At 71.4% G+C, this 15,209-nt stretch carries 11 protein-coding genes; 5 read left to right on the forward strand and 6 right to left on the reverse strand.

Annotation, left to right across the window (positions count from 1 at the left end; translation table 11 throughout):
• Positions 1-70: 70 nt before the first annotated feature.
• The 5 genes from glpK to FOZ76_RS06725 form a co-directional block, all read right to left on the reverse strand.
• A complete protein-coding gene (gene glpK / locus FOZ76_RS06705; protein WP_143947375.1) occupies positions 71-1,561 on the reverse strand; it encodes a glycerol kinase GlpK in 1,491 nt (496 codons plus the stop codon).
• Positions 1,558-3,102, reverse strand: a complete 1,545-nt coding sequence (glpD, locus tag FOZ76_RS06710) for a glycerol-3-phosphate dehydrogenase (protein WP_143947376.1) — start codon at positions 3,100-3,102, stop codon at positions 1,558-1,560. The genes glpK and glpD overlap by 4 nt, the downstream gene beginning before the upstream one ends.
• 115 nt (positions 3,103-3,217) lie before the next feature.
• On the reverse strand, positions 3,218-4,231 hold the full coding sequence (locus FOZ76_RS06715) for a YheT family hydrolase (protein ID WP_143947377.1): 1,014 nt from the start codon (positions 4,229-4,231) through the stop codon (positions 3,218-3,220).
• Between the two features lie 157 nt (positions 4,232-4,388).
• Entirely contained in the window at positions 4,389-4,616 is a 228-nt protein-coding gene (locus FOZ76_RS06720) for a zinc-finger domain-containing protein (protein WP_143947378.1), read from the reverse strand.
• A gap of 8 nt (positions 4,617-4,624) precedes the next feature.
• On the reverse strand, positions 4,625-5,545 hold the full coding sequence (locus FOZ76_RS06725; protein WP_143947379.1) for a branched-chain amino acid transaminase: 921 nt from the start codon (positions 5,543-5,545) through the stop codon (positions 4,625-4,627).
• A gap of 241 nt (positions 5,546-5,786) precedes the next feature.
• Here FOZ76_RS06725 and FOZ76_RS06730 point away from each other — a divergent pair, with 241 nt between their 5' ends.
• The 3 genes from FOZ76_RS06730 (at position 5,787) to FOZ76_RS06740 (ending at position 7,480) form a co-directional block, all read left to right on the forward strand.
• On the forward strand, positions 5,787-6,569 hold the full coding sequence (locus tag FOZ76_RS06730) for an AzlC family ABC transporter permease (protein ID WP_170235321.1): 783 nt from the start codon (positions 5,787-5,789) through the stop codon (positions 6,567-6,569).
• Entirely contained in the window at positions 6,559-6,888 is a 330-nt protein-coding gene (locus tag FOZ76_RS06735) for an AzlD domain-containing protein (RefSeq protein ID WP_143947380.1), read from the forward strand. The genes FOZ76_RS06730 and FOZ76_RS06735 overlap by 11 nt, the downstream gene beginning before the upstream one ends.
• 103 nt (positions 6,889-6,991) lie before the next feature.
• Positions 6,992-7,480 (forward strand): cupin domain-containing protein, encoded by a 489-nt coding sequence (locus FOZ76_RS06740; RefSeq protein WP_246129327.1) that lies wholly within the window; start codon positions 6,992-6,994, stop codon positions 7,478-7,480.
• 4 nt (positions 7,481-7,484) lie between these two features.
• Here the strand turns inward: FOZ76_RS06740 and glnE are convergent, their stop codons facing one another.
• A complete protein-coding gene (glnE, locus tag FOZ76_RS06745) occupies positions 7,485-10,283 on the reverse strand; it encodes a bifunctional [glutamate--ammonia ligase]-adenylyl-L-tyrosine phosphorylase/[glutamate--ammonia-ligase] adenylyltransferase (RefSeq protein ID WP_143947381.1) in 2,799 nt (932 codons plus the stop codon).
• Positions 10,284-10,749: 466 nt separating this feature from the next.
• Here glnE and FOZ76_RS06750 point away from each other — a divergent pair, with 466 nt between their 5' ends.
• Both FOZ76_RS06750 and FOZ76_RS06755 read left to right on the forward strand, forming a co-directional pair.
• Positions 10,750-14,289, forward strand: a complete 3,540-nt coding sequence (locus tag FOZ76_RS06750) for a YhdP family phospholipid transporter (RefSeq protein ID WP_143947382.1) — start codon at positions 10,750-10,752, stop codon at positions 14,287-14,289.
• Positions 14,290-14,354: 65 nt separating this feature from the next.
• Complete coding sequence (locus FOZ76_RS06755) at positions 14,355-15,176, forward strand: carbon-nitrogen hydrolase family protein (RefSeq protein WP_143947383.1); 822 nt, start codon at positions 14,355-14,357, stop codon at positions 15,174-15,176.
• The last annotated feature ends 33 nt before the right edge of the window (positions 15,177-15,209 follow it).

Here is a 15,209-nt window from a genome sequence, read left to right on the forward strand (position 1 = left end):
CCGCGAACGCCATGCCGGCGCTGCCGGCCACCGCCTGCAGCGGCGCGTCGCGAAACGCCAGCGGGTGGGTTCACCTTTCACCGGTCGTGCGGCGCACGGCCTCTTCCCATTCGGCCATGCGCGCGTCGGCCTGGGCGCGGCTCAGGCGCGGCGTGAACACGCGTTCGGCGCGCCACAGGGCTTCGAGTTCCTGGCGGCTGCGATACACCCCGCTCGCCAGGCCGGCAAGGTACACGGCACCCAGGGCCGTGGTCTCGACCACGGCCGGGCGCACGACCTCCACGCCGAGCAGGTCGGCCTGGGTCTGCATGAGCAGGTCGTTGACGGCCGCGCCGCCGTCGACTTTCAGTTGACGTACGCCATGGTCCTGGCCGTCCACGCCCATAGCGCGCAGCAGGGCCGCGCTCTGGAACGCGATCGAGTCCAGCGCCGCGCGTGCGATGTGGCCCAGCGTCGTGCCGCGGGTGAGGCCGACCAGGGCGCCCGTGGCCTTCGGCTTCCAGTACGGCGCGCCCAGGCCGGTGAAGGCCGGCACGAACATCACGCCGCCCGCGTCGGGGACGGACTCGGCGAGTTGCTGTACGTCGGCCGAGGTTTCGATGGCTTGCAGGTTGTCGCGCAGCCACTGCACCACGGCGCCGCCGATGAAGACGCTGCCTTCGATGGCGTATTCGGCCTGCTCGCCGTGCTGCGCGGTGGTCGTGGTGATCAGCCCTTGATCGGACAGCGAGAACGCCGTGCCCAAGTGCTTGAGCATGAAGCAGCCCGTGCCGTAGGTGTTCTTGGCCGAGCCCGCGGTGAAGCAGACCTGGCCGAACAGCGCCGCCTGCTGGTCGCCGGCGACGCCGCCCAGCATCAGCGGCTCGCCGAACCAGTCGGCGCCCATGGCGCCGTAGTCGTGGCTGGAGGGGTGGACCTCGGGCAGCAGGCTGGGCGGGATGTCCAGGGCGCGCAGCAGGGTGTCGTCCCACTGGCGGGTGCGCACGTTCCAGAGCAGGGTGCGCGAGGCGTTGCTCACGTCGGTGGCGTGTACGCGGCCCCGCGTGAGATGCCAGATCAACCAGGTGTCCACGGTGCCGAAGGCGAGCTCGCCGCGCTCGGCGGCGGCGCGCGCACCATCGACGTTCTCCAGTATCCAGGCGAGCTTGGTGCCCGCGAAGTAGGGGTCGATGATGAGGCCGGTGCGCTCGCGCACTTCGCCGAGCAGCCCGTCGGCCAGCAGGCGGTCGCAGATGGGCTGCGTGCGGCGATCCTGCCAGACGATGGCGTTGTACACCGGTTCGCCCGTGCGGCGGTTCCATACCAGCGTGGTCTCGCGCTGGTTGCTCATGCCCACGCTGGCGATCTCGCCGGCACGGATGCCCGCCTGCTGCAGCGCCTGCTGCGCGGTCTCGCGCTGGGTGCGCACGAGCGTGCGCGGATCGTGCTCGACCCAGCCGGGGTGCGGATAGAGCTGTTCGAACTCGCGCTGCGCGCTGGCCCTGGGCGTGCCGGTGGCGGCGTCGAACACGATGGCGCGGGAACTCGAGGTGCCCTGGTCCAGGGCCAGCAGATAGGTCATGCGGATGTCTCCTTGCGTTCCGACAGCCAGCGGTCCAGACGGCCCTCGGCATCCATCGGCAGGTGCAGCCCCAGCTTGGTGCGGCGCCACAGAATGTCGGCGGCCGTGCGCGCCCACTCCTGCTCGACGAGGTAGTTGATTTCGGCGGCGTAGAGCCCGGGCAGCACTTCGTCGCCCAGGTCAGCGAGCGAGGCGCACCCGCCGAGCAGGCGCTCCATGCGGGTGCCATAGGCGCGCGCGTAGCGGGCCACCAAGCGTGCCGGCAGCCAGGGCAGCGCCCCCTGGCGCTCGCGCACATAGGCGTCGAAGCCGTCCGGCGCCCGGCTGCCGGGAAAGCGTGCGGCGATGTCGCCGCCAGGCAGGGGGGCGGTTTCGGTCCAGGCCGGCGCGCGGCAGCCCAGGCGCGGCGCAAGCTGGTCCATGGCGTCCTCGGCGAGCTTGCGGAAGGTGGTGATCTTGCCGCCGAATACCGAGAGCAGCGGGGCGGCGCCTTGCTCGCCGTGCAGGAGCAGTTGGTAGTCGCGCGTCACCGCCGAGGCCGAGGCGTGTTCGTCCTCGAGCAGCGGGCGCACGCCGGAATAGCTCCAGACCACGTCCGCCGGCGCGACGCTCTGCGCGAAGTAGTGGCTTGCCACGGCGCAAAGGTAGGCGGTCTCATCGGCGTCGATGGCGACGCGGTCGGGGTCGCCGGGAAAGTCCACGTCGGTCGTACCGATCAGGGTGAAGTCGCGCTCGTAGGGGATCGCGAACACGATGCGCTGGTCGCTGTGCTGGAAGATGTAGGCGTACTCGTGCGTGAAGCGCCTGGGCACCACGATATGGCTGCCCTTGACCAGCCGCAGCCCGCGCGCCCGGCGTTCAGGTTCGGCCTGGGCGGCGACGCTGGCGGCCCATGGGCCGGCTGCGTTGACCAGTGCGCGCGCCTGCACCATCCGGATCCCGCCGTCCTGTCCGCGCAGTTCGGCGTGCCAGGCGCTCCCTGCGCGTTCGGTGCGCAGCACTCGGCAGCGCGTGCGTATGTGGGCGCCGCGCTCGGCCGCATCGCGCGCGCACAGTACGACCAGGCGCGCATCGTCGACCCAGCCGTCCGAGTATTCGAAGCCCACGCGGTAGCCGGGGCGCAGGGCGGCGCCGGCCGGATGGCGCTGCAGCGCGATGCGCGTCGAGCCCGGCAGCATGCGCCGGTGCGCCAGATGGTCGTACAGGAAGAGGCCGGTGCGGATCAGCCAGGCTGGCCGCTGCGTGGCGTCGTGCGGCATGACGAAACGCAGCGGCCGGATGATGTGCGGGGCTACGCGCATCAGGCGTTCGCGCTCGATGAGGGCCTTGCGCACCAGCGAGAACTCGTAGTGTTCCAGGTAGCGCAGGCCGCCATGGATGAGTTTGGTCGACGCCGAGGAAGTGTGCGCGGCCAGGTCGTCCTTCTCGCAGAGCAGTACCGAGAGCCCGCGGCCGGCGGCGTCGCGGGCGATGCCCGCGCCGTTGACGCCCCCGCCGATCACGAGCAGGTCGTACGCGGGCGAGCTGGGGGTAGAGGGCATGGCGGTTCGAGGCGGCGGCGGACACCTGCGAGTGTCGGCCATCCCAGCCCCGCCGCGCAAGCCGCCCCGGGGCCCGCCGTCGTGGGCGTTGCCCGGTCGCGACGGCGCACGGCCGTCATTGCCGCGTCGTGAAGAAACGCTCGAGACGGCGCGGCAGCCAGTTCAGGTGCGGCCGCAGCCGGCCGGCCGGAAAGACGGCGTGCCCGCCGCGCGCCGGCTGGTGCAGCAGCACCTGGTCGGAGGCCTGGTGCACGCCGGGCAGGACCGCCCCGGGCAGGAAGGGGTCGTTGCGCGCGTTCAGCAGCAGCGTGGGCACGGCGATGCCGGGCAGCCAGGGCAGGGCCGAGGCGCGCGTCCAGTAGTCCGCCACGCCGGCAAAGCCGTGGACCGGCGCGGTATAGGCATCGTCGAACTCGTACAGGTCGCGCGACTCGGCCACGCGCATCACGTCGATGATGGCCGGAAAGCGGCGCGCCTTGTCGAGCACCTTGTTGCGCAGGGTGCGCATGAACATGCGCGTGTAGATCTCGCGATTGACGAGGCCGCGGCCCAGGTTGTGCCCGCCGGCGGTCAGATCGAGCGGTGCGGACACGGCAGCGCACGCCGCCAGCCAGCCGGCCTGCGCGCCGCTCTCGCCCAGGTACTTGGCGAGCGCGTTGCCGCCCAGCGACACGCCGGCGGCATACCATGCCGCCCGCGGCAGGCGCGCGCGCGCGGTGCTCAGCATGAACTCCACGTCGCCGCTGTCGCCGGAATGGTAGGCGCGCGGCAGGCGGTTGGGCGTACCGGAGCAGCCGCGAAAATGCGGTACCACGACGACCCAGCCGCGCGCCCGAAAGTGATGTGCGATCGATTGCGCATAGGGACTGGCGCTGCTGCCTTCCAGGCCATGAAACAGCACCAGCGCCTTGCGCGCCTCGGCGTCTTGCGCGGCCAGGGCGGCCACAGGCTGGTTGCCGGGCGTGGCCCAGTCGAAGTCGAGGAAATCGCCGTCCGGCGTGTCGACGCGTTCGCGCTGGAAGCTCACGCGCAGATGCGAGCCCCAACGCGCACCGACGATCGTCTGGCTATGGCCCTCGGGCAGCCAGGCGGGAACAGGGCAATCGGAAGCGTCGAAACGTGCGGGCATGCGGGCAAGGAGAACGGTCTCAGGCTGGGCCTGGCGTTCCTGGGGCGTCACAGTGATGACCCGGCCTCGCGGCGCAGGGGTCGGTGAGACGGGCCGGTGCAGGGCCGGGCGTGGCCAGGCAGGCGACAGGCACGCCATGCCGGGCCGCGCAGCCGGTTCAGTGTGCGCCGACGTGCTCGCCGGGCCGCAGGCGATATTCGGCGCCGCAATACGGGCAGCGCGCGAAGCCGGTGGTGGCGACGTCCAGATACACCTTGGGATGCAGGTTCCACAGCGGGGTGTGCGGCCCCGGGCAGGAAACCGGAAGGTCGGCGGCGCCGACCTCGTGGACCTCGTGCGTCTGGCCCGGCTGGGCTGTCGTGCTGGCAGAGGATGCAGTGGACATGGATACCGTCAAACCTTGGTGAGCCAGTGGTGATACTTCGCGTCGCGGCCGTTCACGATGTCGAAGAACGCCTTTTGCAGCTTCTCGGTGACCGGGCCGCGGCTGCCGGAACCGATGCGGCGGTTGTCCAGCTCGCGGATGGGCGTGACTTCGGCGGCCGTGCCGGTGAAGAAGGCTTCGTCGGCGATGTAGATGTCGTCGCGGGTGAGGCGGCGGCTGCGCACTTCCAGGCCCAGGTCGGCGGCGACGGTCTGCACCGTGGCGCGCGTGATGCCGGTCAGGGCCGAGGCGATCTCGGGTTCGTACAGGATGCCGTCCTGGACGATGAAGAGGTTCTCGCCCGAGCCTTCGGCCACGAAGCCCTGCGTGTCGAGCAGCAGCGCTTCGTCGTAGCCGTCCTGCGTGGCCTCGGTGTTGGCCAGGATGGAGTTGGCGTAGGTGCTGGCGAGCTTGGCGCGCGGCATCGTCGAATTGACGTGGGCGCGCTGGAACGACGAGGTCTTCACGCGGATGCCGCGCTCCATGCCGTCCTCGCCCAGGTAGGCGCCCCAGGGCCAGGCGGCGATCGCGACGTGCACCCTGGCGCCGCGCGGCGAGACGCCCATCTTCTCCGAGCCGTAGAAGGCGATCGGACGGATGTAGCAGGAATCGAGCTTGTTCTCGCGGACCACTTCGCGGTGCGCTTCGTTGATCTGCTCCTGCGTGTAGGGCATCTCCATCATGTAGATGCGGCCGGAGTTGAAGAAGCGGCGGGTGTGGTCCTGCAGACGGAAGATCGCGGTGCCGATGTCGGTGTTGTAGGCGCGTACCCCTTCGAATACCGCCAAACCGTAGTGCAGCGAGTGCGTGAGCACGTGCACGTTCGCTTCGCGCCAGGGAACGAGCTTGCCATCGAACCAGATGAGCCCGTCGCGATCTGCCATCGACATGATGAATCCTTTAGGTGTGCGGGTACCGCGTCAAGAAGTGTAAAAGCGGGATAGCCTGGCATTATACGACTGCCCAGCGTGGCGCCGGACAGCCACGTAGAATGCGGGTTTTCCCGACGCGCGCCCGCGCGGGTTCCGCTCTGCATCGCCGCATGCCCGTGCCTGTCCCAGTCTCATTGCGTTCGTTTTCATGCCCAGGTGATGCCGCGCTCGCCGCAGGCCGGCCAGGGTCGGACCCTCGATGCGGGACGACGCCATGAGCGCGCCGGCCGCTTCCGACGACTGGCGCGACGGCGCCCGGGCAGGGGTGCGCGCTGTGTCGGGCGCGCTGCTCGCCACGGCGATCTGGGGCATGGTCACGGGTATCGCGATGGTCAAGTCCGGCCTGACGGAGTCGCTGGCGCTGACCATGACGCTCGTGGTCTATGCCGGTTCGGCCCAGCTCACCTCGCTGCCCCTGATCGCCGCGGGCGCGCCGCTCTGGCTGATCTTCGCCGCGGGCCTGGTCGTCAATCTGCGCTTCGTGATCTTCGCCGCGGCCCTGCAGCCGTATTTCCGGCATCTCTCATGGCCGCGCCGTCTGGGCCTGGGCTTCATCACGACCGACATTTCGTTCGTGCTGTTCGTGCCGCGCTACGCCCATGCCGAGCGCCGGGGCACGAACGAACAGATCGGCTTCTTCCTGGGCTGCGTGGTGCCGGGCTGGTTCGCCTGGCAGGGCGGCTCGATCCTCGGCATCTATGTCGGCGCCCTCGTGCCGCCCGCGTGGTCGCTCGAGTTCGCCGCCATCCTGGCCCTGCTCGCGATCACCGTGCCCCTCGTCAATGCGCGGCCCGTGGTACTGGCGGCGCTCGCCGCCGGCATCGTCGCCTGGTTCGGTCAGCCCCTGCCGTTGCGGCTGGGCCTTGCGGCCGCGGTGATCACCGGGATCGCGGTCGGCATGCTGGCCGAACGGCGGCTCGGCGTGCGTCGCCCCGCGCCGCCGGTGGCGCCCGGCGGGCAGGAGGGCGGCGATGAGCGCTGACGTGGGCTACGTCCTGCTGGCGATTCTGATGCTGTTGCTGTGCAGCGCGCTGGCGCGCTGCGGCTATCTGCTGCTGGGCGACTTCTTCCCGCTGCCGGAAAGCGTGCGCCGCGCGTTCCGCTACGCTCCCGTGGCAGCGCTGGTGGGCATCATCGTGCCCGACGTGCTGTCCTGGCATCCCGGCAGCCTGCCCGAGGTGGACGCGCGCCTGCCCGCGGTCATCATCGCCGCCTGGATCATGTGGCGTACACGCAGCGCGCTGGCCACCATCGGCACGGGCATGCTGGTGCTGCTGGCCCTGCGCTGGCTGGCCGGCTAGCGGCGAGGCGGGGCCGCGGTTTCACGATCGCTGCGCGGCCGGGGCTTGCCACCCGGCCGTGGGCTCCGACAAACTGGCACGAGACCATGACGCCGAGATACCCGTGACCCCAGTCCTGCCCCCGCGTGCCCGCGCCCTCATCGACACCCTCGGCCTGCAGCCGCATCCCGAGGGCGGCTACTTCCGTGAAGTGCATCGCGCCGATGCGCAGGTGCAATGCGCCGACGGACAGGCGCGCGCGGCGATGACCACCATCTTCTTCCTGCTGCCCGCCGGGGCGGTGAGCCGCTGGCATCGCGTGAGCAGCGACGAGGTCTGGCATTACTACGAAGGCGCGCCGCTGGAGCTGGCGGTGCTGCCCGCGCACGCGTCCGCGGTGGCGCGCATGACGCTGGGCCTGGTGGCCACCGGCACTTTGCCGCTGCGCGTGGTGCCGGCGCAGGCCTGGCAGGCCGCGCGCTCGCTCGGCGAGTACACGCTGGTCGGCTGCAGCGTCGGGCCAGGCTTCACCTTCGCCGATTTCGTCCTGCTCGACGCGCTGCCGGGCGCGCAGTGGCCAGCCGCCCTGGCGGCCGATCGCGCGGGTTTCTGATGCCCTAGCCGCGCTCGCCCAGCACCGTGCGCCACAGTTCGATCACCGCCGCGCGCTCCTCGGGCAGCGCATCGGCGGCGATGCGCGCTTTTTCCATGCCGCGCAGGCGCAGCGCGTGCTGCTCGGCGCGCAGCCGGCGATAGGCGTCGCCTGCGCGCCTGCCCAGGTCGGGCGAGATCAGTCCGGCTTCGCCGGCAATGCGCAGCAGCGCGATGTTGCCGAGGTTCTCGAGCAGCGGCGGGTGCTCGCGCGCGTGCAGGAGGACCAGGTACTGAGTGACGAATTCGATGTCGACCATGCCGCCCGGGTCGTGCTTGACGTCGAACAGGCCCGACTTGTTGGGATGGCCGGCCGCGATGCGCGCGCGCATTGAGCGAACCTCCTCGGCGAGGACGCCGGCGTCGCGCGGCAGCAGCAGCACGTCGCGGCGGATGGCCTCGAAGCGCGCGCCCACGCCCGCGTCGCCCACGGCGTAGCGCGCGCGCGTGATGGCCTGGTGTTCCCAGGCCCAGGCGCTCTCGCGCTGGTAGCGCGCGAACGCGCTCACCGTGGCGGCGACCAGGCCGGCGTCGCCGTCCGGCCGCAGGCGCAGGTCGACCTCGTAGAGCCGGCCTGACGAGGTCATCGAGTTCAGCCACGAGACGATGCGCCGGCCCAGGCGCACATAGCGTTCGCCATGCGCCTCGTCCGAATCGTCGAAAAGGAACACCAGGTCCAGGTCGGACTCGTAGCCGAGTTCCTTGCCGCCGAGCTTGCCGTAGGCAATGACGGCGAATCGCGGCGGTTCGGTGGCGTCGGGCGCGGCCTGGCACCACACGCGCGCGATCGTCTGCTCCAGCATGAGGTCGGCCAGCAGCGAGAGGTAGTCGCCGACCTTCTCGACGCTGATCTGGCCTTCCAGGTCCTGCGCGAGGACATGGAAGCTCACCTGGCGCTGCGTGTCGCGCATCAGGTTCATCTGGCGCTCGATGTCGGGCGTGCCGTCGGGCAGCACGCAGGCGTCGAGCGCTTCGACGAGCTGGCGCCGGATCTGGCCGAAATCCGGCGGCGCCATCAGCGCCCGCCAGTCGATCAGGCTGTCGAGCAGCAAGGGATGGCGCGTGAGGTACTGGGCGACCCATTCGCTGGCCCCGATCATGCGGGCCACCCGCGCGAGCGCCTGCGGATACTCGGCAAGCAGGGTGAGGTACACCCGGCGCTGCGCGATCTGCTCGAAGAGATCGCACAGGCGGCCGAGCGTGACCGACGGGTTCACGGTGCCGGCCGCGGCTTGCAGCGCCGCGGGCAGCAGGTCTTCCAGGCGGGCGCGGCTGCTGTCGGGCAGGCTGCGCACGCGCGGCGTCTCGAGCAGGCGCTGCACGCGGTCCAGCGCCGCCGGCGCGGTGTCGCCGAAGCCCTGGCGCGCCAGTTCGCTCAGGCGCTCGTCGCTCGGCGCGCTATCCGGTTCGGCGGTGCCGCCAGGACGCGCGTCCGCGCCTTGCAGCCCGGTGATGCAAAAGACGTCGCGAAACGTGGCCTCGACGAAATCGCGGTGCCCGGCAAGCTGGCGCTCGAACTCGGCCGCGTCCGCCAGGCCCAGCGCGCGGGCAAGGGCGGCGCGCTGTTCGGGAGCGCGCGGCAGGATGTGGGTCTGCTGGTCGTCCTGGTATTGCAGTGCGTGTTCGAGCCGGCGCAGGAAGCGGTAGGCGTCCTCCAGGCGGCGCGCACTCTCGGCGTCGACCAGGCCGGCCGCCCGCTGCGCATGCAGCGACTCGATCAGGCCGCGCGTCTGCAGGGCCGGCAGGCGGCCGCCGCGGATGAGCTGGCTGAGCTGGACGACGAACTCGATCTCGCGGATGCCGCCTTCGCCGAGCTTGACGTTGTCGGCCTGGGGCAGTTGCTGGCCGGTGCGGCTGAGCGTGCGGCGGTTCCAGTCATCGCGGATGCGCTCGCGCAGGCCGCGCAAGGCGCGCATGGCGTCGAAATCGAAGTATTTGCGGAACACGAAAGGCCGGCGCAGGGCTTCCAGTTGCTCGGCCTGGGCCTGCGGCCGGCTGTCGGCGAAGGCCTGGACGCGGATGCGGCGTGCCTTGAGCCAGGCGTAGCGCTCCCATTCGCGCCCCTGGGTGATGAGGTAGTTCTCGAACGCGTCCAGGCTCCAGGCGAGCGGCCCGGCGTCGCCGTCGGGCCGCAGCCGCAGGTCGGTGCGGAACACGTAGCCGTTGGCGTCGATGTCGGCGAGCACCGGCATCATGCGGCGCGTGAGGCGGCCGTAGAACTCATGGTGCGACAGCGGCCGCCGCCCGTCCGTCTCACCTTCGTCGCCATACAGCATGACCAGGTCGATGTCGGAGGACACGTTGAGCTCGCAGCCGCCGAGCTTGCCCATGCCCATGATGAGCATTTCCTGGGGTTGGTCCGAGCCGGCCTCGCGCGGCACCCCGTGCGTCTCGGCCAGTTCGGCGGCGATGCTGCGATAGGCCGCAGCCACGGCCAGGTCGGCGAGGTCGGTCATCGCGCCGGTGACTTCCTCCAGCGGTGCGAGGCCGGCCAGATCGCGCACCATGGCGGTCAGGAACACCCGCTGGCGCAGCTTGCGCAGGGCGGCACGGCAGATGTCCTGGGCCAGCGGCTGGCGGTGCAGCGCGGCGGCCTCGACCCCGGCCAGTTCGGCCAGCCAGGCCTCGATGCGGACGCGCTCGAGCGGCTGGGCGGCCGCCGTGGCGAGCCAGTCCGCCAGCCCGGGGTGCGCCTCGGTCTGGACGCGCAGATAGGCCGACCAGGCCAGGGCGGGAGCGAGCAGGGAGCAGTCCGGGGTGTTCATGACGGTGGCACAAGGGCAGTACGGGCAAGCAGCGAGAATACTGCAAGGCCCAGGCTGTATCGACCTTCATCCCTCAACGCGCGTTTGCTGCGCCCCAGGTCCGCAGGCGGCACGCCGCATGCTGTAGACGGCCTGCCGCCGGTGCGCTGCCGGCGCAGTGCGCCATGAGTCACTCCCGCCTGAAGAATGAGCCCATACGTAGAAAGCGAGGCGCCTTCGGCGCCCGGATGGGTTTGCGCTTTGGCCCGTGGTCACGTCGTGTGACAGTGCATCGGTGCAGTCACCGGCATGGTCGAGCTACCATTGCAGCGTTGTTGCCGGCGGCACGCCGCCGGGCGGCCTTGCGTGGCCGTGTCGCGTTCCTGGAATCCCACGTGTTCTTGTCTTTGAATCGTCGCCGTGCCGATGCCGTTTCCGTCGCGCCCGGGCGGCGTGCGCGCTCGCCCGGGGCCGGGGGCGCTCGCTGATGGCCTCGCGTCCCGGTCGCTGGCTGCGCGCGCTCGCCGTCGCCGCGCTCGCGGCCGTCCTCGCCCTGGCCTTGTTCGCGCTGGGCGTGCGCTTCTATCTGCTGCCGCATGTCGACGATTACCGTCCCGCGCTGGAACGCTATGCGACGCGGGTCATGCGCACGCCGGTGCACATCGACCACATCGAAGGGCGTTGGGGCGGCCTGCGTCCCCATCTTGAAGTGACCGGCCTGCGCATCTCGGATGCGCAGGGCGTGCCCTCGCTGTCGGTGCCGCACGCCGTGCTGTCGCTGTCGTGGCGCAGCCTGGTCAGTTGGCGCGCCGACCTGTCCGATCTGCAGGTGATCGGCGCCACGGTGCGCGCGCATCGCGGTGAGGACGGCATCTGGACGGTGGCCGGGCGCAGGGTCGAGCGCAGCGCCGACGGCGGCCGGCTGCTCGACAACCCCGCTTGGCAATGGGTGCTGGAGCAGCCGCGCATGAGTGCGCGCGACGTCACGCTGGTGCTCGAAGACGAGCGCATCGCGCCGCATCGGTGGGTCTTCTCCGACCTGCAGGCGCGCACGCGTCATCGCGGCCTGGCCGACGTGCATTTCGAGGCCGAAGCCAATCCCCCCGCGAGCTACGGCGGCACGCTCAAGGCGCAAGGCCGGCTGTCGCCCGCGCTGGGCCGGCTGCTGGACCGCAGCGCGCCCGGCTGGACGGGACAGGCCGCGGTGGCCGTCGATCGTCTGGAACTCGCCCGCATCGCCGAGCTGTTTCCGGGCACCGTCGACGCCGACGGCATCGTCGATGCCCAGGGTCAGATCGCCTTCACCGACGTCGAACTGGGCGCCTGGTCGGCGGACCTTTCCTGGGCCGACGTGGCCCTGGCCGTGCCGCGCGGTACGGCGGTGCTCGGACGCGGCTCGGCGCAGTTGCGCGGCACGGTCAGCGAGCGCGCGCTGGCCGGTGCGCTCAGCCTGCGCGACGCCGCGCTCGACCTGCCGGGTGTGTTCGAGGCCGCCCGCGTTCCTGTGCACGCCCTGGACGGCCAGCTCGACCTGCGCTTCGGCGCGGGCGAACCGCTGCGTCTGGGCTTCGAGGACGTACGCATTGATGCGGGCGAAACGGCGTTGCGCGCGCAGTTCAGTGCGCGCGGCCGTTGGCAACCCGGCGGCCGGACCCGGGCGGGCACGCTCGAACTCGAAGCCGGCACCGAACGCATACCGGCGGCCGCCATCGCGCGCTACATGCCCAAGGTGGTCGGGCCCGGCGTGCGGCGCTGGCTGCGCCAGGGGGTGACTGCCGGTACCTTGCACGACGTTCGCGCCACCGTCTCGGGCGACCTTGCCGATTTTCCGTTCGACCGGCATCCCGACGCCGGCACCTTCCGCATCGCGGGCCGGGTGAGCGACGCGGTCATCGATGCCGCGCCCGGCGCGGCGCGGCCCTGGCCGCCGTTCGAGGCGGTCAACGGGGAAGTCGTGGTCGAGCGCGCCACCTTGCAGGCGGATGTCGAATCGGCGCGCGTGGTCCAGGGCCTGCCGCAGCCGGTGCCGGTCGAGCAGGCGCAGGTCCGGATTCCCGATCTGCATGCGGGCGCGGTCATGACGGTGCAGGCCGAGGCGCACGGGCCGGCCCAGTCTTTCCTCGCCTATGTCGGCAACACCCGGCTCGCCGACTTCACCGGGCATTTCCTTTCGCAGACGCAGGCCACGGGCGAGCTGCGCGTACCGGCGACCGTGGTCATGCCTTTCGGACATCCGGAGCGCACCGAGGTCGCGGGCGAAGTCGAGCTGGCCGGCAACACCGTGCGGCTGCATCCGGCCGCTCCGCCCTTGGCGGACAGCCGCGGCACGGTGCTCTTCACGCACAACAGCGTGGGCGTGCGTGCGCTGCAGGCGCGCTTTCTCGGCCGCCCGCTGCGCGCCGAGGGCGTGATGCCGCTGGCAGGCGGGCAGGGCATCGTCGTGCGCGGCGGCGTTCAAGCCGACGCGATGCGCCGACTATGGGGCTATGCCTGGCTCGACCGCCTGCAGGGTGCCACCGCTTTCACCGCGCGCATCGCCTCGGGCCCGAGCGGCCCGGGGCTGGTGCTCGACTCCGATCTCTCGGGCCTGGGGCTGGCGCTGCCCGCGCCGCTGGGCAAGCCGGCGTCCGCCGCCTGGCCGACACGCATCGAGCTGGTCCGCGGCGCCGTGCCGGGTGTCAGGCGCCTGAACGTGGACCTGCGCGAGCGCGCAAGCCTGGCGGCGGAATTCGGCGCGGACACCGGCATGCGGCCGTTGCGTGCGGGCCTGGGCGTGGGCACCGGCGCAACGCTGCCCGACACCGGCCTGCGCATCGATGCCGCCGCGAAGGTGGTCGACCTCGGCGCGTGGGGCGGGGCGATCGCGAGCCTCATGGCCGAGGAAACGGCACAGGGCGGCGCGCAGGCCGGAGGGGAGGGCACGGGGAATGATCTGGGCGCCTGGCTCGCAAGTGCGCCCCTGCAGGCACACCTGCGCGCGCAGCGGGCCGAAGCCCTGGGCCTGGGCTTCGACGAGATGGACGTGAACGCCCAGCGCCTGAGCGGCGAGCGTTGGCGCGCGCGCATACGCGCCCGCCAGGCCGACGGCACGCTCGACGCGCTCGGGCCGACCGACGCCCTGCAGGGACGCTTCAGCCGCCTCGCGCTGCAGCCGCTGGCTTCCGCCGCGCAGGACGAGCAAGCGCCCGTGCCCGAGACGCTGGCCCGACTGCCCGACATCGCTCTGGACGTCGAGGATTTCTCCTTCGATCGCTGGGCGCTCGGCAAGCTGCATTTGCGCGCGACCAACCGGCCCGGCAACACACCGGTCTGGCAGGTGCAGACGCTGCGCATCGAGAATCCCGCCGCCTCGCTCGATGCCACCGGCGAATGGCGCGCGTCCACGGGCGGCCTGCAGCGGCGGCGCACCACCCTGGACGTGTCGCTCGCGGTGCGCGATGCCGGCGCGCTGGCCGATCGCCTCGGCCTGCCCGGCGTGCTGGCGGGCGGCGCCGGCTACGCGAAGGGCTCCGTGGGCTGGGAGGGCCATCCGTTCTCCTACGACCTGCAGGGCACCGACCTGCACCTGGGCATTGCGCTGGACCATGGCCGCTTTCTCGAAGCGCCCGACAGCCGCCTGCTCGGCATCCTCTCGCTGCAGACGCTGGCGCGCACGGCGACCTTCCAGCAGGGCGGCCTGTTCCAGTCGGGTTTCGCCTGGGACACCCTGCGGGCCGAGGTGAGCGCGGCGCGCGGCAGCGCCACGCTCGACAGCTTCGCCCTGCGCGGGCCGACCGCCAGCGTGGTGATGTCCGGCGGGCTGGACCTCATGCAGCGCACGCAGGATCTGCGCGCGGTGATCGTCCCGCACGTGGACGCCAGCGCGGCGGCGCTGCTGGCGGGCGTGGCGATCAACCCGTTGGTGGGGGCGGGCGCCTTCCTCGCCCAACTGCTGCTGCGCGAGCCGCTGGCCGCGGCGCTGACCTTTCAGTACGACATTCGCGGACGCTGGGACGAGCCGCGGGTCGAGCGCGTCTCGTCGCGCTGACCGGACGCGTGCCGCGCGGGGTATACACTGTCCGGACCCTGGCCCCGCAAGCGAGCAACGCCACCATGAAACCCTCCTCCGATCGAGCGGCCATGCCGGTCGCCGCTGTGCAGATGGTGTCCACGCCCAGTGTGGACGAGAACATCGCGGCCGCGCGCGCGGGCATCGCCGAAGCCGCCGCCCAGGGCGCGCGGCTGGTCCTGCTGCCCGAGTACTTCTGTCTCATGGGGCGGGCCGATACCGACAAGGTCGCGGTGCGCGAAGCCGAGGGCGACGGGCCGATCCAGTCCTTTCTCGCCGAGGCCGCGCAGGCGCACGGCGTGTGGCTGGTGGGCGGCACCTTGCCGCTCGCCTGTCCCGATCCCGGCCGCGTCTACAACACCAGCCTGGTCTTCGCGCCCGACGGCCGGCAGGTCGCACGCTATGACAAGATCCATCTCTTCAGCTTTCACCAGGGCGAGAACGCATTCGACGAGGCACGCACGATCCAGGCCGGCGGCGCGCCGGCGGTCTTCGACGCGCCAGTGGGCCGCGTCGGCCTGTCGGTGTGCTACGACCTGCGCTTTCCCGAACTCTATCGGGCCATGGGCGAGCTGGCCTTGATTCTGATGCCCGCCGCCTTCACCTATACGACAGGCAAGGCGCATTGGGAACTGCTGCTGCGTGCGCGTGCCGTGGAGAACCAGTGCTACGTGCTGGCCGCCGCCCAGGGCGGCGTGCATCCCACCGGCCGTCGTACCTGGGGCCATTCCATGCTGGTCGATCCCTGGGGAGAGATCGTGGCGTGCCGCGAGCAAGGCCCGGGCGTGGTCGCCGGCGTCGTCGATCCGGCCCGCATCGCCGAGGTGCGCGCAGCGCTGCCCGCGCTGCGCCATCGCGTCTTATGATGCTGCCTGCCGATCCGCCAGTTGCTTCTTTCA

Source organism: Verticiella sediminum (assembly GCF_007558815.1).
GTDB classification, from domain to species: domain Bacteria; phylum Pseudomonadota; class Gammaproteobacteria; order Burkholderiales; family Burkholderiaceae_B; genus Verticiella; species Verticiella sediminum.

Bases quoted from the DNA above. Each gene is read 5' to 3' on its own strand.
- glpK (WP_143947375.1), bottom strand. From the start codon at position 1,561: ATGACCTATCTGCTGGCCCTGGACCAGGGCACCTCGAGTTCCCGCGCC.
- glpD (WP_143947376.1), bottom strand. From the start codon at position 3,102: ATGCCCTCTACCCCCAGCTCGCCCGCGTACGACCTGCTCGTGATCGGC.
- FOZ76_RS06715 (WP_143947377.1), bottom strand. From the start codon at position 4,231: ATGCCCGCACGTTTCGACGCTTCCGATTGCCCTGTTCCCGCCTGGCTG.
- FOZ76_RS06720 (WP_143947378.1), bottom strand. From the start codon at position 4,616: ATGTCCACTGCATCCTCTGCCAGCACGACAGCCCAGCCGGGCCAGACG.
- FOZ76_RS06725 (WP_143947379.1), bottom strand. From the start codon at position 5,545: ATGTCGATGGCAGATCGCGACGGGCTCATCTGGTTCGATGGCAAGCTC.
- FOZ76_RS06730 (WP_170235321.1), top strand. From the start codon at position 5,787: ATGCGGGACGACGCCATGAGCGCGCCGGCCGCTTCCGACGACTGGCGC.
- FOZ76_RS06735 (WP_143947380.1), top strand. From the start codon at position 6,559: ATGAGCGCTGACGTGGGCTACGTCCTGCTGGCGATTCTGATGCTGTTG.
- glnE (WP_143947381.1), bottom strand. From the start codon at position 10,283: ATGAACACCCCGGACTGCTCCCTGCTCGCTCCCGCCCTGGCCTGGTCG.
- FOZ76_RS06750 (WP_143947382.1), top strand. From the start codon at position 10,750: ATGGCCTCGCGTCCCGGTCGCTGGCTGCGCGCGCTCGCCGTCGCCGCG.
- FOZ76_RS06755 (WP_143947383.1), top strand. From the start codon at position 14,355: ATGAAACCCTCCTCCGATCGAGCGGCCATGCCGGTCGCCGCTGTGCAG.